Origin of the sequence: Embleya scabrispora DSM 41855 (assembly GCF_000372745.1) — a bacterium.
Lineage (GTDB): Bacteria > Actinomycetota > Actinomycetes > Streptomycetales > Streptomycetaceae > Embleya > Embleya scabrispora.
Genome location: NZ_KB889714.1, coordinates 1 through 18306, shown reverse-complemented (window position 1 = coordinate 18306; position 18306 = coordinate 1). Strand labels below are relative to the sequence as shown.

Annotated in this window: 17 protein-coding genes; 11 read left to right on the top strand and 6 right to left on the bottom strand. The window is 70.9% G+C overall.

Going from position 1 to position 18306, the window contains the following annotated elements; genetic code table 11:
• Nucleotides 1–19: 19 nt before the first annotated feature.
• The gene (locus tag A3IC_RS0143320; RefSeq protein WP_020556320.1) at nt 20–865 is read right to left on the bottom strand and encodes a TetR/AcrR family transcriptional regulator; all 846 of its coding nucleotides are present in this window, start codon (nt 863–865) and stop codon (nt 20–22) included.
• A gap of 140 nt (nt 866–1005) precedes the next feature.
• Between A3IC_RS0143320 and A3IC_RS0143315 the strand changes: the two genes are divergently transcribed.
• The 8 genes from A3IC_RS0143315 to A3IC_RS63435 all read left to right on the top strand — a co-directional run bounded on the left by A3IC_RS0143315 (nt 1006) and on the right by A3IC_RS63435 (nt 11130).
• On the top strand, nt 1006–1605 hold the full coding sequence (locus tag A3IC_RS0143315) for an NADPH-dependent FMN reductase (RefSeq protein WP_020556319.1): 600 nt from the start codon (nt 1006–1008) through the stop codon (nt 1603–1605).
• 50 nt (nt 1606–1655) lie between these two features.
• Entirely contained in the window at nt 1656–3308 is a 1653-nt protein-coding gene (locus A3IC_RS0143310; RefSeq protein ID WP_020556318.1) for an MDR family MFS transporter, read from the top strand.
• A 70-nt stretch (nt 3309–3378) separates the two neighbouring features.
• On the top strand, nt 3379–4383 hold the full coding sequence (locus tag A3IC_RS0143305; RefSeq protein WP_020556317.1) for a uroporphyrinogen decarboxylase/cobalamine-independent methonine synthase family protein: 1005 nt from the start codon (nt 3379–3381) through the stop codon (nt 4381–4383).
• 83 nt (nt 4384–4466) lie between these two features.
• Nucleotides 4467–6728, top strand: a complete 2262-nt coding sequence (gene ligA / locus A3IC_RS0143300; RefSeq protein ID WP_026219403.1) for an NAD-dependent DNA ligase LigA — start codon at nt 4467–4469, stop codon at nt 6726–6728.
• A 132-nt stretch (nt 6729–6860) separates the two neighbouring features.
• Nucleotides 6861–8969, top strand: a complete 2109-nt coding sequence (locus A3IC_RS59915; RefSeq protein WP_020556315.1) for a putative bifunctional diguanylate cyclase/phosphodiesterase — start codon at nt 6861–6863, stop codon at nt 8967–8969.
• A 177-nt stretch (nt 8970–9146) separates the two neighbouring features.
• Nucleotides 9147–9764: a hypothetical protein gene (locus tag A3IC_RS0143290; protein ID WP_020556314.1), complete on the top strand. Its 618-nt coding sequence runs from the start codon at nt 9147–9149 to the stop codon at nt 9762–9764.
• 125 nt (nt 9765–9889) lie between these two features.
• Entirely contained in the window at nt 9890–10426 is a 537-nt protein-coding gene (locus tag A3IC_RS0143285; RefSeq protein WP_020556313.1) for a SigE family RNA polymerase sigma factor, read from the top strand.
• The gene (locus tag A3IC_RS63435) at nt 10423–11130 is read left to right on the top strand and encodes a hypothetical protein (RefSeq protein WP_020556312.1); all 708 of its coding nucleotides are present in this window, start codon (nt 10423–10425) and stop codon (nt 11128–11130) included. The genes A3IC_RS0143285 and A3IC_RS63435 overlap by 4 nt, the downstream gene beginning before the upstream one ends.
• Before the next feature lie 31 nt (nt 11131–11161).
• On the opposite strand, the gene A3IC_RS0143275 is transcribed toward A3IC_RS63435, so the two are convergent.
• From A3IC_RS0143275 to A3IC_RS0143260, 4 genes are all read right to left on the bottom strand, one after another.
• The gene (locus A3IC_RS0143275; protein ID WP_020556311.1) at nt 11162–11584 is read right to left on the bottom strand and encodes a VOC family protein; all 423 of its coding nucleotides are present in this window, start codon (nt 11582–11584) and stop codon (nt 11162–11164) included.
• 182 nt (nt 11585–11766) lie between these two features.
• On the bottom strand, nt 11767–12027 hold the full coding sequence (locus A3IC_RS0143270) for a DUF397 domain-containing protein (protein ID WP_020556310.1): 261 nt from the start codon (nt 12025–12027) through the stop codon (nt 11767–11769).
• A 73-nt stretch (nt 12028–12100) separates the two neighbouring features.
• Complete coding sequence (locus A3IC_RS0143265; RefSeq protein ID WP_020556309.1) at nt 12101–12295, bottom strand: DUF397 domain-containing protein; 195 nt, start codon at nt 12293–12295, stop codon at nt 12101–12103.
• A gap of 4 nt (nt 12296–12299) precedes the next feature.
• A complete protein-coding gene (locus A3IC_RS0143260; protein WP_020556308.1) occupies nt 12300–13115 on the bottom strand; it encodes a Scr1 family TA system antitoxin-like transcriptional regulator in 816 nt (271 codons plus the stop codon).
• Between the two features lie 129 nt (nt 13116–13244).
• Here A3IC_RS0143260 and A3IC_RS0143255 point away from each other — a divergent pair, with 129 nt between their 5' ends.
• The 3 genes from A3IC_RS0143255 (at nt 13245) to A3IC_RS0143245 (ending at nt 15543) form a co-directional block, all read left to right on the top strand.
• The gene (locus A3IC_RS0143255) at nt 13245–13469 is read left to right on the top strand and encodes a hypothetical protein (protein WP_020556307.1); all 225 of its coding nucleotides are present in this window, start codon (nt 13245–13247) and stop codon (nt 13467–13469) included.
• Between the two features lie 188 nt (nt 13470–13657).
• Entirely contained in the window at nt 13658–14848 is a 1191-nt protein-coding gene (locus tag A3IC_RS0143250) for an amidohydrolase family protein (RefSeq protein ID WP_020556306.1), read from the top strand.
• Between the two features lie 44 nt (nt 14849–14892).
• Nucleotides 14893–15543, top strand: a complete 651-nt coding sequence (locus tag A3IC_RS0143245; RefSeq protein WP_026219402.1) for an HAD family hydrolase — start codon at nt 14893–14895, stop codon at nt 15541–15543.
• A 365-nt stretch (nt 15544–15908) separates the two neighbouring features.
• On the opposite strand, the gene A3IC_RS0143240 is transcribed toward A3IC_RS0143245, so the two are convergent.
• Nucleotides 15909–17099 carry a DUF2330 domain-containing protein gene (locus A3IC_RS0143240; protein ID WP_020556304.1) on the bottom strand — a complete coding sequence of 397 codons (1191 nt, stop codon included), beginning with the start codon at nt 17097–17099 and terminating at the stop codon, nt 15909–15911.
• Nucleotides 17100–18306 lie beyond the last annotated feature (1207 nt).

The window sequence follows — 18306 nt, the reverse complement described above, 5'->3', positions numbered from 1 at the left end:
CATGGACGCGGGCGCGACCCTACCTCGCGGGTCGGATGCCCAGGCGGGTGGCGAGGCCGTCGAGGATGCAGTCGAGGGCGGTCTCGAATTGCCAGCGGGCGTCGTCCTTGCGGCGGGCGGCGCCGATATACGCGCGGAAGGCGGGGTAGCGGCCCGTGCTCATCAGGTAGGTCATCTCCGGAGCCAGGTGCGTGCGCAGCGCGTGGCCGTCGGCCGCGCCCTGCACCGCCATCAGCCGCAGGGTGGCCACCTCGGAGGCGGTGCGGCCTTGGACGTACGCGCCGACCGTGTCCACCGCGACCATCATCTCGTCGGGCGAGAGGTCGAGTTCGGACAGCGCGGCCATCCCCCACTCCGCCGCCGCCAGCCGGTGCGGGGTGAGTGAGATCGCCGCGCGGGCCGACGGCAGTTGCACCAGCCACGGATGCCGCAGCACGATGTCGCGCGTGCTCGTCGCGAGCGTGCGCAGCGTCGCGCGCCAACCCGCGCCGGTCTCGGGCGCGGCCATCTCGCCGTAGACCCGGTCGACCATCAGCTCCAACAGGTCTTCCTTGCCCGCCACGTACCGATAGGCGGCCATCGGCGCGACGCCCAACTCGGTCGCCAGCCGCCGCATCGTCACCGCATCGATGCCCTCCGCATCGGCGATCGAGACCGCGACCTCGGCGATGCGATCCGGAGTGAGCACGGTGCGCGGAGCCGGTGGCGGGTTCTCCAACCGCTCCCACAGCGAGACGCGCCGCTCGTCGCCGGAACCGGGACCGGAATCGGAATCGGAAACGGAAACGGAAACGGCACCCGCGCCCGCGCCCGTGGCGCCCGGTCGCGCCTCGACCGGCGACGACTTCTTCTTCTGGCCGGCCATGACGGCTCCTCCGGGGTGCGCTGCAACGACGCGTACAACGTATCAGGAGTAGACGCCGTATCCGGAGTAGACGATGTACACGACCATGTGTACGTTGTATTTCATCGGATACGTTGTACACAGCCCATCGAGGAGCAACCATGCCCGCCATCACTCCCGCCCCCCTGCGCCTCGCGATCATCGTCGGCAGCACCCGGGACGGCCGCTTCGCGCCCACCGTCGCCGCATGGACGCGCGCCCGCGCCGCCGAGCGTGCCGACCTGACCGTGGACGTGGTCGACCTGGTCGAGACCCCGCTGCCCACCGTGTTCCCCGCCTTCGGGCAGCCGCCCGCGCCCGGCACCGCCGAGTCGCTCGCGAAGGTGTCGCCCCGGCTGGCCGCCGCCGACGCGTTCGTGATCGTCACGCCGGAGTACAACCACAGCTTCCCGGCCGCGCTGAAGAACGCCATCGACTGGCACAACCCGGAGTGGCACGCCAAGCCGGTCGGCTTCGTGTCCTACGGCGGGGTCTCCGGCGGACTGCGCGCGGTCGAGCAACTGCGGGTAGTACTGGCCGAGTTGCACGCGGTGACCGTGCGGGACACGGTCAGCTTCCACGGGCACTGGGACAAGTTCGACGCCGAGGGCGACGCGGTCGACCCCGCCTCGAACGCCGCCGCTAAGACCATGCTCGACCAGCTCGTGTGGTGGGCGCACGCCCTGCGCGACGCCAAGGCCGTTCGCCCGTACGCGGCCTGACGCCCCGTCGACACCATCGAACCCGACCGAGTCAGCACGGGGGCAACGCCATGCCGCAGAAAACCGACACCACACCCACCAGGATCCCCTTCGGCATCGTCGGCCTGGTGCTCGGCATGTTCCTGGGCATGCTCGACGGCACCATCGTGGGCACCGCGCTGCCCACCATCGTCGGCGACCTCGGCGGCCTGGACCGGCTGTCCTGGGTGGTGACCGCCTACCTGCTCGCCGCCGCCGCGACCACCCCGATCTGGGGCAAGCTGGGCGACCTCTACGGTCGCAAGGGCGTGTTCATGGCCTCGATCGGCGTGTTCCTGGTCGGCTCGATGCTCTCCGGAATGGCCCGGGACATGAACGAGCTGATCGTCTTCCGCGCCGTCCAGGGATTGGGGGCGGGCGGCCTGATGGTCGGCGCGTTCGCGTTGATCGGCGCGCTCGTGCCGCCGCGCGACAGCGGCCGGGTACAGACGCTGTTCGGCGCCATCATGCCGATCGCACTGGTCGGCGGGCCGCTGCTGGGCGGCTTCCTCACCGATCACCTGAACTGGCGCTGGGCGTTCTACGTCAACGTGCCGGTCGGCCTGCTCGCCCTGGCCATCGTCGGCGTCGGCATCCGCCTCGACACCGTGCGGATCAAGGCCCGCATCGACGTCGCGGGCGCCGCGCTGCTCACCACCGCAATCATCGCCCTGACCCTGCTCGCCGGTTGGGCGGGCAGCACCTACGCGTGGACCTCGCCGCGGATCCTCGGCCTGGCCGGGCTCGCCGCCGCCACACTGGCCGCATTCGTCCCGGTCGAGCGGCGCGCCGCCGAACCGATCATCCCGCCGCGGCTGTTCGCCGACCGCAACTTCGCCCTCGCCCAAGTGCTGAGCTTCCTGGTCGGCGCGGTGATGATCACCGCGACCAACTACCTCCCGCAGTACATGCAGTTCGTCCGCGCCGCCTCGCCCACCGCGGGCGGACTGCTGCTCCTGCCGCTGATGTTCGGCATGCTCGGCGTGCAGATCTCCATCGGCCGACTGATCAGCCGCACCGGTCGCTACCGTCGGTACCCCATCCTGGGTGGCGCCGTGATGATCGTCGGCGCACTCGCCCTGCTCGGCCTGCGCGTAGGCACCCCCACGGCCCTGGCGTCGGCGCTGACCCTGGTGATCGGGATCGGCGTGGGCTTCCTGATGCAGAGCACGATGTTGATCACGATGAACAGCGCCGATCCGCGCGACCTGGGCGCGGCGAGCGGTACCGCCACCCTGACCCGCACGATCGGTGGCTCGCTCGGCGTCGCGCTGCTCGGCGCGGTGTACGCACACCGCCTCGAAGCCGCGCCGGGCCCGCAGGAGGCCGGTCGAGCCGACCTGACCCCCGCGATGCTGCGCGAGTTGCCCGCTGCCGCCCGGGAGACCTTCCGGTCGGCGGTGACCGGCGGCCTGCACGGAGTGGCGATCGGGCTGGCGATACTGTCCGTACTCGCGTTCGGATTGTCCTGGTATATCCGCGAGGTCCCGCTGCGCTCGGCCGCCGGCGCACCGGCCCGACCTCTCGCCTCCGACCCCGCGCCCGAATCCGCCTCCGACCCCGCGCCCGAATCCGCCTCCGTCCCCGCGCCGGACTCCGCACCCGACGTCGCGTCCGACTCCCCAACCGAATCCGCGTCCGACACCGCTCCGGTGGCCGACAAGGTGCGCACCGGGTCGAACTAAGCTTCCGGACGTGGACACCCCAGAACGTACTTCTCCCTGGCCACCCGGCAGCGCCACCGGGGTCGGTTCCATGCCCGGTGAGGACATCCGCGAGACCGTCAAGATGGTGCTCGGCCTGCTGACCGACCTGCCGCACCTGCCCGAGCTGCCCGCCCGCGGGCCGGGCGCCGACCTGACCGGCCGCTCGGCCGGGATGCTGGTCGACCTCTACACCGACGTACAGCCCTCCGGGTGGCGCTTCGTGGACCGCCCCGGGCGCGACCACCGCCGGGCCCGCTCGTACCTGGGCCAGGACCTGGACGCGCTGGAGGAGTTCACCCAGGGCTACACCGGTCCGCTCAAGATCCAGGTAGCGGGCCCGTGGACGCTCGCCGCCACCATCGAACTGACCTACGGCGACAAGGCGTTGGCCGACCCGGGTGCGTGTCGGGACCTGGCCGTGTCGCTCGCCGAGGGCATCCGGCTGCACGTGGCCGAGGTGGCCCGGCGGATCCCGGGGGCCGACCTGGTGCTGCAACTGGACGAGCCCGCGCTGCCCGGCGTGATCGCCGGCGACGTGCCCACCGCGAGCGGTTTCGGCCGGTTGCGTGCCGTGGACAAGGCGGTGGTTCGCGACACGCTGCGCGACGTGATCGCGGGCGCGGGGGTGCCGGCCATCGTGCACTGCTGCGCCCCCGGCACGCCGATCACCCTGCTGCGCCAGGCGGGCGCGGCGGGCGTCTCGCTCGACTTCTCGCTGCTGCGACAATCCCAGAACGAATCGATCGGCGAGGCGGTCGAGGCCGGCTTCCGTTTCTTCGCCGGGGTGGTGCCCGCTCTGGCCCCGGAGAGCGACGCGTCCGAGGTCAAGCCCGGTGTGGGAGCGCGTCCGCTGTCCGACCCGCCCGGTACCGTCAGGTCTGTCGGAACGTTGTGGAACAGGCTCGGTTTTCCGCCGGAGTCCCTGGCCGAAGCCGTCGTGGTGACCCCCACGTGTGGCCTCGCCGGTGCTTCTCCGGCACATGCCCGAGCCGCCCTGTCCCACAGCGTGGCTGCCGGCCGGGTGCTTCGGGACGACCCCGAAGGCGCCATGTAGCGAAACGCGGCGGCGCGCCTCGGCACTCCGCCCGCGCGACGCCGCGAACCTCATTCGAACTGGTGGCGCTGGAGGGCGACGACGTGGCTGGTGCGACGACCGGAGTGGACGAGATCCCGGCCGAGGTGCGCGAACGCGCCGCGACCCTCGCCCGTGAGCTGGAGGAGCACCGCTTCCGCTACTACGTGAAGGACGCGCCGGTCGTCAGCGACGGCGAGTTCGACGCGCTGATGCGGGAGCTGGAGGCGATCGAGGAGCAGTACCCGGCGCTGCGCACGCCGGATTCGCCGACCCAGAAGGTCGGCGGCACGTACTCGACCGACTTCACCTCCGTGGACCACCTGGAGCGTCTGCTCAGCCTCGACAACGCGATGAACGAGGAAGAGCTCGACGAGTGGGACGACCGTCTCACCCGCGAGCTGGGCACGGGGGCGTTCCACTACCTGTGCGAGCTCAAGATCGACGGGCTGGCGGTCAACCTGCTCTACGAGAACGGCCGGCTCGTGCGTGCCCTGACCCGCGGAGACGGGCGGACCGGCGAGGACATCACGCCGAACATCCGCACGATCGCGGAGATCCCGACGCAGTTGCGCGACGACGGCGGGCACGACGTTCCCGAGCTCGTCGAGATCCGGGGCGAGGTGTTCTTCCCGATCGAGAAGTTCGACGAGCTGAACGCGCAACTGGTGGCGGCGCGAACCGCCGCCGAGCGGGAGAACGAGGAGCGGCGCGCCCAGGGTCTGGCCGTGAAGGCGCTTCCGCCGCAGCCCTTCGCCAACCCGCGCAACGCCGCCGCCGGATCGTTGCGGCAGAAGGACCCGCGGGTGACCGCGTCCCGCCCGCTGCACATGATCGTGCACGGCATCGGCGCCCGTCGGGGCTTCGACATCGACTGCCAGTCGCACGCGTACGAGCGCCTGCGCGCGTGGGGGTTGCCGACCGCGCGGCACAACAAGGTGGTCGACACGATCGACGAGGTGAAGGAGTTCGTCCGCTACTTCGGCGAGCACCGGAACTCGGTCGAGCACGAGATCGACGGCATCGTGATCAAGGTCGACGAGATCCCGATCCAGGGCCGGCTCGGCGCGACCTCCAAGGCGCCTCGGTGGGCGATCGCGTTCAAGTACCCGCCGCAGGAGGTCAACACCAAGCTGCTCGACATCGAGGTCGGCGTCGGCCGCACGGGCCGGGTGACGCCCTACGCGGTGATGGAGCCGGTGGCGGTGGCGGGGTCGGTGGTGGCCTACGCGACGCTGCACAACCAGAACGTGGTCAAGGCCAAGGGCGTCTGGATCGGCGACACCGTGGTGCTGCGCAAGGCGGGTGACGTGATCCCGGAGATCCTCGGTCCGGTCGCCGATCTACGCCCGGCGGACGCCCGCGAGTTCGTGATGCCGACCGAATGTCCGGAGTGCGGAACCGAGTTGCGGGCGATGAAGGAGGGGGACGTCGACGTACGTTGCCCGAACGCCCGGTCGTGTCCCGCACAGTTGCGCGAGCGGTTGTTCTACCTCGCCGGCCGCAAGGCGCTCGACATCGACGGCATGGGATATGTCGCGGCGACCGCGCTGACCCAGCCGTTGGAGCCGGCCGATCCGCCCGTGGTCAACGAAGGCGACCTGTTCTCGCTGACGGTGGAGCAGTTGCTGCCGATCAAGGTGGTCGTGCGCGAACAGCGGACCGGCATGCCCAAGATCGACGAGAAGACCGGCGAGCCGAAGGTCGTGACGTTCTTCGCCAACCAGAAGGGCGAAGCCAAGCAGACGGTCGACACGTTGTTCAAGGGCTTGGAGAAGGCCAAGACCCAACCCCTGTGGCGCATCCTGACCGCGCTCTCCATCCGACACGTCAGCGACACCACCGCACGGGCCATCACCAGCGGCTTCCATGATCTGGACCGGCTCGCCGCGGCCTCCGAGGAGGAGATCGCCGCGGTCGACGGCGTCGGCCCGATCATCGCCAAGGCGGTCACCGAGTGGTTCGCCGAGGACTGGCACCGCGAGATCATCGAGAAGTGGCGCGCGGCCGGTGTACGACTCGCCGAGGAGGGCGCCGACGAGGAGAAGCCGCCCGGCCCGCTTGACGGAATCGTGACGGTCGTCACCGGAACTCTCACCGGGTATACCCGGGACAGCTCCAAGGAGGCCCTGGAGCAGCGCGGCGCCAAGGTGACGGGTTCGGTCTCGAAGAAGACCGACTTCGTCGTCGTGGGCGACAACCCCGGGTCCAAATACGACAAGGCCGTGCAACTGGGTCTGTCGATCCTCGACGACGAGGGCTTCGCGGTACTCCTGGCCGAGGGGCCCGAGGCGGCCCGCGCATGGGTGGCCGAGCGCGCCGGCTGATTCCCCTCCCTCGCACCGCCGGAACGACCTACCCTGGGCGGGAGCTTGCCCACCCGGCGGGCTCGGTGCCCCACAGGCGTACCCGTCCCGGCGCCCGGGATGCCGCCCGACGAGGCCGCAGGGAGCAGGCGCATGGGTCGGATCGGCAGGACGGACCTGTCGCGACTGGCGCGACCACGCGCGTTCTTCATCCACACCGGGGCAGTGGCGCTGGTCGGCCTGCTCGCGCTCGTCGTGCCACCCGGGATCGCCGTGGCCGACGGTCGTTGTCCGGTCCCGCTGACCCCCGGCGTGTGGATCATGCTCGCGCTGGTGTCGATCGACGGCGTGTACACGGCGCTCACGCGCCGGGGGTTGTACATCCCCGGCGCGATGCCGTCGATCGCCATCACCTTCGGCCTGCTGCTCGTGCACGGGTGGCAGGTCGCCGCGCTGTGGCAGACCGTTCCGGTCCTGGTGTCCGGCCTGCTCAGAGGCGATTCGTGGTGGCGAATCGGCTACACGATGGGCCACTACGTACTCGCCTTCGTCGCCGCCGACCTGGTGCTCGGGCTGTTCGACATCGAGCCGGGTCCGGACGAGGCCCGCGGGCTGCGCGTGGTGGACTTTCCGGTGGTCGCGCTGGCCGGGCTCGCGATGGCGGCCGTGTCGCAGACGTCCGGCTGGCTGGTCCGCGCGAGTTGGCGCGGGGCGAGTGTGTTCACGCTGGTACGGGCCGAGTTACGGGCGCGCATGGTCTCGCACGGCGCGCTGATCGGCCTGTCCCCGCTGATCGCCGTGGTGGCCACCGAACAGCCCTGGCTGCTCCCGCTGTTCGTGCTCCCGCTGCACACCCTGTACCGCAGCACGATGGTTCGCTTCGACCGTGAGCAGGAGTCGCGGCACGACGCGCTCACCGGCCTGCCGAATCGGCGGCTGTTACTGGAGCGCGGCGAGGAGGCGCTGGGTCGGGCCGGCGGGCGCGGCGGCCGGGTCGCACTGTTGCTGCTCGACCTGCATCGTTTCCACGAGGTCAACGACACCCTCGGCCACGTCGCGGGCGACCGGCTGTTGCAGCAGGTCGGCGCACGGCTGGAGACGCTGGTCCGCCCGGGGGACACGGTGGCCCGCCTCGGCGGCGACGAATTCGCGCTGCTGTTACCGGGGTTGGACATGGGCACGGATCGCCGGACCGCGCAGGAGGTGGTCATGGGCCTCGCCCATCGCATCGTGGACCGCCTCGGCGAGCCGTTCGATCTGGACGAGTTGACCCTGGACGTGGAGGCCAGCGTCGGCGTGGCGATCTTCCCGGACCACGCCAGGGACGTCCTGGGGTTGCTCCAATACGCCGATGTGGCGATGTACTTGGCCAAACGCTCCCGCAGCGGTGTGGAGCTCTACGACAACTCGCGTGATGTGAACACCCGGGACAAGCTGCTGCTGCTCGGTGACCTGCGCCGGGCGTTGGACAACCACGAGGTCGAGCTGCACTATCAGCCGAAGATTCGGCTCACCGACGGCCGGGTGGACGGCTGCGAGGCACTGGTGCGTTGGCGGCATCCGACCCGGGGGCAGGTCTCGCCCGAGGAGTTCGTCCTCCTGGCCGAACAGACCGGGCTGATGCCCCGACTCACCCGATACGTGGTGGACGTCGCGCTGGACCAGGTGGCGCGCTGGCATGCCGAGGGCATCGACGTCCCGGTCGCGGTGAACATCTCCGCCCGCGACATCCATGTGCCCTCGTTCGCCGACTCGGTGGCGGCGGGACTACGTGAACACGACGTGGCCGCAGGCGCGTTGCAACTGGAGATCACCGAGCGGGTATTACTGGAGGAACCGCAGCGGGCCGCCGAATCGCTGGACGCGCTGCGCCGGTTGGGCGTGCGGTTGTCCCTGGACGACTTCGGTACCGGCTACTCCTCGCTCGTGCACCTGCGGCACATCCCGGTGAGCGAGATCAAGATCGACCGGTCGTTCGTGGCCCGCCTGACCATGAACGAGGAGGACGCCGCGATCGTCTGCTCGATCGTGCAACTGGCCCACTCGCTGGGCCTGCGCGTGGTCGCCGAGGGCGTCGAGGACGAGGCCACCTACCAACGCCTGCGCGAACTGGGCTGCGACGCGGCCCAGGGCTGGCTGATGTCCAAGGCGCTCCCGAGCGACGAGGCCACCGCCTGGCTCCTCCGCCACGGCGCGGGCGCACACGCGACCCCCGCCGCACCGACCGAGCTCCACCACCACCGGCGCGCGGACGTCGGCTGAGCCGTGCGCCGACGGGGCGGAGCCGAACACGGTTGCGTCGCAGCCCGCGGCGCGGAGGATCCGGCAGAGATTCGTCCTCGGCCGTGCAACGATTCCCGGGATCGTCCCGTCAGGAGGGGTGGCCGGGTCGAAGATCCGGCCCAAGTCGCTTTCCGCACGGACGATCGGAGCATCCCGATGAACCTTTCCTCGACCACGCGGCGCAGCCGCACCCGCATACTCGCCGCCACCGTGGGCGCCGCGGCCGTGGTCGCCCTGGGCGGTGTGGCGTTCGCCTCGGGCGACACCGCCCCCAGGGCCACCGCACCCTCGGCCGCCGCACTCCCGGTTGCCGCGCCGGCCGGGACCGCCGCATCGACCCCCCGTGTCGTGGCCGCGGACGAGCGCGTGGACGTCGGCAACGGCAACACCACGTGGCTCACCGCGGGCGGACACCACATGGTCAACGCCGCGTCGGCGCCCGGCGTCGACCATGGCCAGTCGATCCTGGGCGACAACTTCCCGGCCCAAAGCGTCAACGTGCGCGCGTTCGCCAACACGAACTCCAGTCTGTACACGGGCGCCTATCGAGGCGACGGCGAGGTCGCCAGGGTCACCGTGGAGGTGGCGGGCCAGTCGCTGGAGGCGCGGGTCCTGACCCTGGCCGGCACCCCGGGATGGGCCGTGTACTACGTCGACGGACCCGCCGCACCGCCTGCCAAGCCCAAGGGCGCGCCGCCGGTGGCCGCCTCGGTCAAGGTCTACGCCGCCGACGGCACCGTCCTGGCCGAACTGACGCCGCCGCCCACGAACTAGCTCCATCCGCTTGGTAGGAACGATCACGTTCCGCGGGCTCGCCGGCGCGGGTCGAGCGCTCGACCCGCGCCGGCGAGCCCGCCGCCCGGAACGGACCCCGGCCGGGCCATCCCCGGAGGACTTGCTTGAAAACCACGAAGGACGAGGAGTTCCGCGACTTCATGACCAGCCGATGGCCGCGCCTGCTGCGCACCGCGTTCCTGCTCACCGGTGGCCACCACCACGACGCGGAGGACCTCGCCCAGAGCACCCTGGCGCGGGTCTACGCGAAGTGGGACCACGTGCGCGGCAGCGACAACATCGACGGCTACGTACGGCGGATCATGGTCCACGTGCACACCGACCGGCACCGCCGGACCCGGATCCGGGAGTGGATCACCACGCGCGTGCCGGAGACCCCGACCGCCGACCGCACCGCCCGGCTCGACGAACGCGACGTCCTGATGACCGCCCTCGCCCGCCTGCCGGCCCGGCAGCGCGCCGCCGTGGTGCTGTGCTATTTCGAGGACATGTCCCAAAGCGAGATCGCGGCCGCGCTCGGCGTCGGATTGGGCACCGCGAAGAGCCAGGTCTCGCGCGGCCTGGCAAAGCTACGGCGGGACGGTGCGCTGAACGCTCTCCGCCCCGCGGCCGACATCACAGCACGGAAGGCGGCCCGATGAACGAGGAGCACGACGTACTGCGCGAACTGCTCGACGAGTCCGCCACGCGGGTCACGGTGGGCAGCGCACCCGTCGAGGCGACGATGCACCGCGGCCGGGTCCTGCGGGGGCGCCGTCGAGCGGCGCAGGTGGCCGCAGCGGTCGCCGCGGTGTGTGCGCTGGGATTCGGCGTGGGAATCGGCCTCGGGTCCACGGACACGGAGCGCGGTGCGGCCGCTTCGCCGCCGGCGACGCCCTGGCTGCCACGGCCGATGCCGCCGCCGGAACCGGTGGTGGTCGAGCCCGAACAACGCGTCGACCTCGGCCACGGCGTCACCGTGCGGCTCACCGCGGACGGCGAGTACGCGACCGGCTCCACGCCGGGCTCCGACCTGGTGAAGAGTGTCATGGGCGACAACTTCGCGGTCGGCAGCGTCAGTTTCGGCGCCTTCGGCCACACGGCAACGATCCTGTACGTAGGCGCCTATCGCGGCGAGCCGCCGGCCGCCCGGATCACGGTGACCGTGGCCGGCAGCGTCCTCGACGCGCAGATCCTGACCCTCGCCGGAGATCCCGGCTGGTCGGTCTATTACGTCGAAGGCCCCAGCCCGCAGCCGACCGAGAAGGCCGGCAGCCCGGCGCCCGCCACCTCTGTCGACGTGTACGCCCGCGACGGTCGTCGCCTGGCGACCTCCGCCGCTCCCCCGACGAACAATCAGCCGTGACCGGATCGCCCCGGCCCACCCTCGAACCGCCTCACTCCGCTTCGCCCGCCGCCCGCTCCCGTTCCAGCACCGCGGCACGGTCCGCCTGACTCGCCTCGATACAGAACTCGTTCCCGGCCGGGTCAGCGAAGACCACCCAGCCCCGGCCGTTCGGCTTGCGCCGGTCGTCGACGATCACACCGCCGAGCGCGAGCACCCGCTCGACCTCCTCCTCGCGCGAACGCCCGGGCTCCAGGTCGAGATGCACCCGGTTCTTGAGCGTCTTCGCCTCCGGCACCCGCACGAACAACAGCGTCACCTGTCCGGCGGGCGTGTCCAGACCGACCTCGTCGTCACCGGGCGAGTCGTCCGCGTCCACCGGGAGATCGAGCACCTGCCCCCAGAACCGCGCGAGTTCGTAGGGCTCGTGCGGCGGAGCACAGTCGAAGGTGATGTGCCGGATGGTGGAACCCACGCGATCTCCCAAAGTCCGGGAACGAACCGACCACCACCCACCGAACACCAAAGCGAGCCGCTCCGCTCGGCAATTTTCCCAGGACCGGCACCAGGCGGCCACGACAAAACCACCCGACGCTCCGCCGCCAGCGATCCGGGCTCCGCCGCCCCACGAAATAGGCGGCGGAGCCCGGTGGTTCGTCAGGCCGTGCGCAGGGTGGCCAGCAGGGCCGACCACGAGGCGGGGGTAATGGCGAGATGGCCGAGGGCGGGGGCCTTGCTGTCGCGGACGGGGACGGCTGCGAAACCGTCGGCGACCTCGACGCAGTCGCCGCCGTTGTCACTGCTGTGGGTGCTCTTACGCCAACGCACGTGGGTGAACTCGGCGACCTCGACGCAATCGCCACCGTTGTTGCTGCTGTGGGTGCTCTTGCGCCAACGCTCGGGCGTGGTGCCGGACATGGGCTCACGATTCCTTTCGCGGGCGGTCCTGGGTCCGCCGCCCGCGAAGTGGGCGGCGGACCCAGGTGGTTCGTCAGGCCGTGCGCAGGGTGGTCAGCAGGGCCGACCATGAGGCGGGGGCGATGGCGAGATGGCCGAGGGCGGGGGCCTTGCTGTCGCGGACGGGGACGGCTGCGCAGCCGTCGGCGACCTCGACGCAGTTGCCGCCGTTGTCACTGCTGTAGCTGCTCTTGCGCCAACGCTTGGTCGGGCTTGCGTTTGTGATCATGGGCTCACAGTTTCTTCAGCGTGGAAACGATCAGGTCGACTGACTGCGTGGGCGAAAGAGCATCGGCGACGAGCAGATCGTAGGCTCGCTGAGCGGCCTTCACACAAGCCGGTTCTGCCAGGATCTGCCCTTGCAAGAATCCGTCCACGTAGACCACGTCTGGTCCTTCATCCAGCGTAAGCGCGGCGAACGGTCCGCCGACCCCTGCGTGACCTCCCGATTCGTACGCAAGTACCTGAATCACAAAGCGCGGCAGGCGCGCCAGCTCGACCAGATGTTCGAGTTGTTCCCGCATAACCTCCCGGCTGCCCCAGACACGTCGCAGCACAGTCTCATCGAGCACTGCACGGAACTCGGGTGGGTCATCACGATCGAAGATGCGCTGTCGTTGAATTCGTGCGGTGACCTGCTCCTCAAGCTCGTTCGAATCCGGACGCCGAGCGGCGTAGATCGCTCGCGCATACCGCTCCGTCTGAAGCAATCCCGGCATGACCTGCACCTCGAACGACCGGATGATCGCCGCAGCCTCCTCCAACTCCACGAACGGCCTGAACCACGCCGGGTACGCGTACCGGATCACCAGCGGCCACAGCCGTTGGAACCGGTCGCCCGTCCCGAAGAGTTCGTCGGCCAGCTTCGAGAGGTCCTCCGTCGGCAACCGCTTCGCCGACTCGATCTTGTTGAGCAGCGACGGTGCCATCCAGGCCCGTTTCGCCATCTCGCGCTGAGTCATCCTGATGCGCTCACGCTCGCGCCGGAACTCGGTCGCATAGAACGTGAGTACGGACGCCGAGGGGTCCAGTTCGGTGGCAGCGGACACATTGCCCCCAGAAAGGGTTGAAAGCGAACGAAGTCAATCCCCGGCCCCTGCCGATCGTAGATGCCCATCGTCACGCTTGGCGTACAAACAACTGCATTGAGCTTGTATGCCAACGAAAGGCGCATCGACATGAGCGGCCACCGCCGGACGTCCGTCGCATCCCAACTCGCCTCCACGGACGGCGAACCGTATCCGGAACCGCCGGGCAGCGGCATCATGATCGCCGTCTACCGGGTGGGCCCGGACGGCACGCGGGTCGTCGTACCGCCCCAACTCCACAAGCGTTCCTCGCGCGATCCGTGGCCGAGCCCGAACCCGCCCTGTACGTGCTCGCCCGACTGTCCGATGCGGTGAACTTCGCGCTGTGAACCGCCCGTCGCCGCAGGGCCGGACGGCCGCCGACCGGTCATGGCCCGGTGGCGGAGGGGCCGGGCCACACACGCCGGGCCCGGCCCCCTTCACGGTCGGCGCTCCCGACTCTCCGGACATTTCGCGGCTAGGGTTGCAGTGTCAGGAATCGGCCCGAAGGGACGTGGGATGACATGTTGGTGATCCGAGCCGCACGCGCCTTCGACGGTGAACGGGCCGTCCCCGGACCGGTGTCCGTCTTCGTGGCGGACGGCCGAATCGTCGGAGTGGAGCCCGGCGCAGCCCTCGTCCCGGACGGCTGGCGCTCGGTCGAACACCCCACGGCGACCGTCCTCCCCGGCCTGTTCGACCTGCACAGCCACCTCGGCGGCGACAGTCGAGACGGCGCGCTCGACCGGCTGCCCGACTACTCCCCCGACGAACTCGACGCCGTGATCAACGACTCGTTACGGCGCGAACTGGCCGCCGGGGTGACCGTGGTGCGCGATCTCGGCGACCGCGACTGGTCGGTGTTGCGGCGGCGCGATCGGGCGGTCGACGACCTGCCCGCGCCGACGATCCTGGCCGCCGGGCCGCCGATCACCAGTGCCAAGGGGCACTGTTGGCGGTTCGGCAGCGAAGCGGTCGGCCCCGATCAACTGCGCGCGGCCGTGCGGGAGCGGGCCGAGCGCGGTGCGGACGTGGTCAAGGTGATGGGCAGCGGCGGCACGATGACCCCGGGTACCGACGTGATGCGCTGTCAGTTCACCCTGGCGGAACTGCGCCTGATCGTGGACGAGGCACACGCCGCCGGCCTGCCGGTGACGGTGCACGCACACAACCTGCCCGCCGTCGAACAGGCCCTCGCCGCGCATGCCGACGGCATCGAGCACTGCACCTGCCTGACCGACCGAGGCGTCGAGATCTCCGACGACCTGCTGCACCGGCTCGCTGCGCGGCGGGTCGCCGTGTGTCCCACGCTCGGTACGGATCCGGACGCGCTCCCGCCGCCGACCGTACGGGAGTTGCTGGAGCGCCTCGGAGCGACCCGGGAGGTCCGGATCGCCCACGTGGCTCGCGCGCACCGGGCCGGGGTCCGCATCGTCTCCGGAGCCGACTCGGGGATCAGCGCCGCCAAGCCACACGGGAGCCTGCCGGTGGCGATCGCCGATCTGGTCGCCGGCGGCGTCCCGGCCGCCGAAGCCCTCGCGTCGGCCACCTCCGTCGCCGCCGACGCGGTCGGCCTCGGCGGGCGCAAGGGCCGCCTTCACACCGGCCACGAGGCCGACCTCCTGCTGTGCGACGGCGACCCGCTGGACAACATCGAGGCGCTCACCGCCGTCACGGCGGTCATGGTCGGCGGCACCTGGGCGGATCTCGCCTGAGGGCCGTCCCATAATGATCTCCAGGCTCCTGGCATGATCTCGGCGTGACGAGTGAGCTTGGGCAGCCCGGCCCCGGAAAGTGCGTCCTCTTCGACGTCGACGGCACGTTGATCGACGCCGCGGACAACCAGCGCCGGGTCTGGGCAACGTGGGCGGGGCGGTACGGACTGGACCCGGATGACGTCCATCGGGTGGCGCTGCGGACGCGGCCGATGGAGACCTTCACGGCAGTTGCTCCGGACCGGGATCCAAGGGAGTGTCTGGCCGCACTGCACGAACTGGAGGACGAGGACGTCCGGTCCGGCGTCTACGCGGCTTTCGACGGTGCGTCGGAGCTGCTGGGCACCCTGCCGTCGGGGGCGTGGGCACTGGTGACCTCGAACTACGAGCACCGGGTGCGTGGGCGATTTGCTCGCGCGGGTCTGCCGGTCCCGCACATCATTGTGGACGCCGCCGCGGTATCGGAAGGTAAACCGTCGCCCGTGCCCTACCTGGCGGCCGCCGGACAACTCGGTGCCCGACCCGAGAACTGCCTGGTCATCGAGGACGCCCCGGCTGGAGCCGAGGCAGGACTGCGGGCCGGCATGACGGTGTGGGGGGTCAACGCCGCGGTTGCGGTGGCCGGCGTACACCGTCATTTCGCGAGCCTGCGCGAGGCGGTCCCCGCCATCCTCGCCTTCGCCCGACCGGAGTAAATCAGCCGGAGTCGGATGATCACAGTGTGGCCGGTGTGATCACGGCCTCGGAGTCGTCACCGGATAGCCCCGTTCACCGGCTGAGCCCTCACCGGTTCGCCCGGGTCGGTGGCTGAGCGATCCGAGAACCAGCGGTACTCCATCCACCATCGGGTGGTCATCGCCGGCACCCGTCTTCTCGTCGTGCCCGGCCGGCCCGTGCCCGGCAACGCAATATCCGAGGAATCCGGTGCAAGGCCGCCGTCGGCACCACGACGACGATCGCCGACGGCGGCCACCCCGGAAGTTCGACGCGTACGCGGCGGGAAGCCCGACGAGCCGCCGAACAGCGCGGCGCGCCAAGCTCCGCCGCGCAGGATGGTGGATCAGTTCGGCGCGTACGTCGGGCGCGGCGGGATCGGCCCGGGTGCGATCGGGGGCCGGCGGGCGATGCGGCGTCGCCGCCACACGAGGACCGCGACGAGCAGCACGACGAGAGTGCCGAGCACCGACAGGAGCCAGACCGGGATCCCGGCGACGGTCAGCAATTCGTCGCTGTAGGTGGCCCGTTGATAGCCGTCGTCACGTGCCGTCGGACGCAGTTCGTGGTCGTCGACGATGCGCGCCGGAGTCGGGAAGTTCTGGTCGATCGCGGTCAGGAAGGCCGGCTTGCCGTCGATCGGCGCCAACCGCTCCGCAACACCCGCCTGCTGCCCCGGGCCCGCCGATCGCCCGGTGTCCGGCCGGCCCGCGTACAGCACCTCCGGCGTCGCGCCGCCGATGTCCGAGCGCGGCTGCATCCGGTGGGCGGCGACCACGTACAGCCGCAAGTGCTGTGGCACCTTGGCCAGTTGGGACAGCCGCATCGGATAGACCAGGCGATCCGAGGCGAAGCTCAGGTGCAGCGGATCCAGGCTGCCGCGCAGCGTGGCCGGCCGGGTGCCGCTGCCGGCGGGCGCCTCGGGCGCGAGCCGGATCGCCACGTACTCCCAGTGTTGCCGCACGTACGGCTCCAGCGCGGTCGCGAGCGCGGCGGGCAGGTGGAAGCCGTTCTGCGTGAGCCACCTCCCCAACGCCTGCGGGTCGTCGGCCACGAGCCGCGCGACGTCGAACGGGCCCAACCGCTCGCGCCCGACCACCTCGACCCCGCCCGGCGCCGGCGGCGCCCCGGAACGGAGGGACCGATCGCCGCCCGAATCGCCGCCGGACCGGGGCCAGTCACCCGGCCTCGGCCAGAAGTAGTGCCGGACCCGCTCGACGGGCGCCGCCACGCGCTCCAACTCGTCGAACATCGCGCTGTTCCCGAGCGTCACGCTCGCCCGCGACGGCACCGGCATGATCCACGCCGCCTGCTCCGCGTCCCCCGACACGGTCAGCTGCATGTCGATCTCCTCGACGCGCCCGTCCCAGCGCACCACGGAGGTCTCCTGACCCACCGTCAGCGTCCGGCCATTCGCCGGCACCGCCGCCCCACACCCGCAAGCCCATGCGGGTTGCGCAACCATCAGCACCTGGATCGACACCACCGCCAACAACAGCCGCAGCACCCGGTCCCACCAGGCCCCCCGTACACCCATCACGCACGCACCATCCCCATCGCCGTACAGCCGAACACCTCTGCGACGCAACACCGGCCAATCCGGTTCCACGCCACGCAAAGCGCAAGAGGCGGGGCACGGGCGCGCGGAGGGCGGGACGCGAGCGCCGAGGCGAGGGGCGGAGGCGAAGAGGCGGAGCGCGGAGGGAGGCAGGCTGCGAAGCGCGGAGGCGGAGACGGACGCGGGACGCGAAGGCGAAGCCGGCGCCCAGCGTGGGGGGTTGGGGGGTAGGCGGGGGCGGAGCCGGGGGGTGTATTCGACAACTTTTGGATGGGCGGGATCAACTTTCGATACTGCCGTGTCCGTGTCGGGGCCGGCATCGTCGGTGGCGCCTAGACAGCCCGCACGGTGCCGAAGGCGGTGCGGGCAGCGCCGTGCGGGCACCCATCGGCCCCCGGGTACACCCCCGGCTCGGGGGCCGACCCCCGGGACCGACAAGGGTGGCAGCGCCCCCACCGGTGCCTACCCGGCGGGCGCCGCAGCGCGCGGGGCGCGGAACCCCCGCCCATCCTCACCCGCCGCCGCAGACGCGCTCCCGCGTAGCCGCGTCCACGGCGGCGGGCAGGCCGCCCTCGCCTACCTGCGGACTCGCCAACGTGCCCGGCGCGGGCGGCCTCTCGTCCAAGCGGAGATACACCTCCCGGCCCCATGGGCGATCCCCTGCGCGGACGTACACGGCGCCCCACACCTCGTACGTCCGCACCACTTCGCCCAGTTGTAACCCGGCCTGGGCCAACTGCTCGGCATCGACCTCGAAAGCTTGGGACATTCTTTCCTCCCCCATGGTTGGTCCACCAATCTGGAGAAAAGCTAGCGGCCCAACCCCACGGCCGGAAAGGACGCACGGCAACGGCCCCCCCCCCCCGCTGATGGCTTGGCCGCAAACACGAGCTGGGTCGCCCCCAATTCCCCGACCCCGGCCACCCCCCGGCGCGTCAGCGCCCCCGACCCGCGCGAGACCTCGTGATCGACGCGCGAAGCGCGGAGAGCGGCGGAGCCGCAAAACGTGGACTTCGTGACCCGGAGCGAAGCGGAGGGACACGAAGTCCCGAGCGAGGGGCCGCTTTTTCTTGGAGGAGCGAAGCGGGGGAAAGAAAAAGCGGCCCCTCGCGAGCCGGCGCCGAAGGCGCCCAACAAGCAGCACCGCCCCCGTCACGACTCCGGCCACCCGCACCGCCCGCCCCCG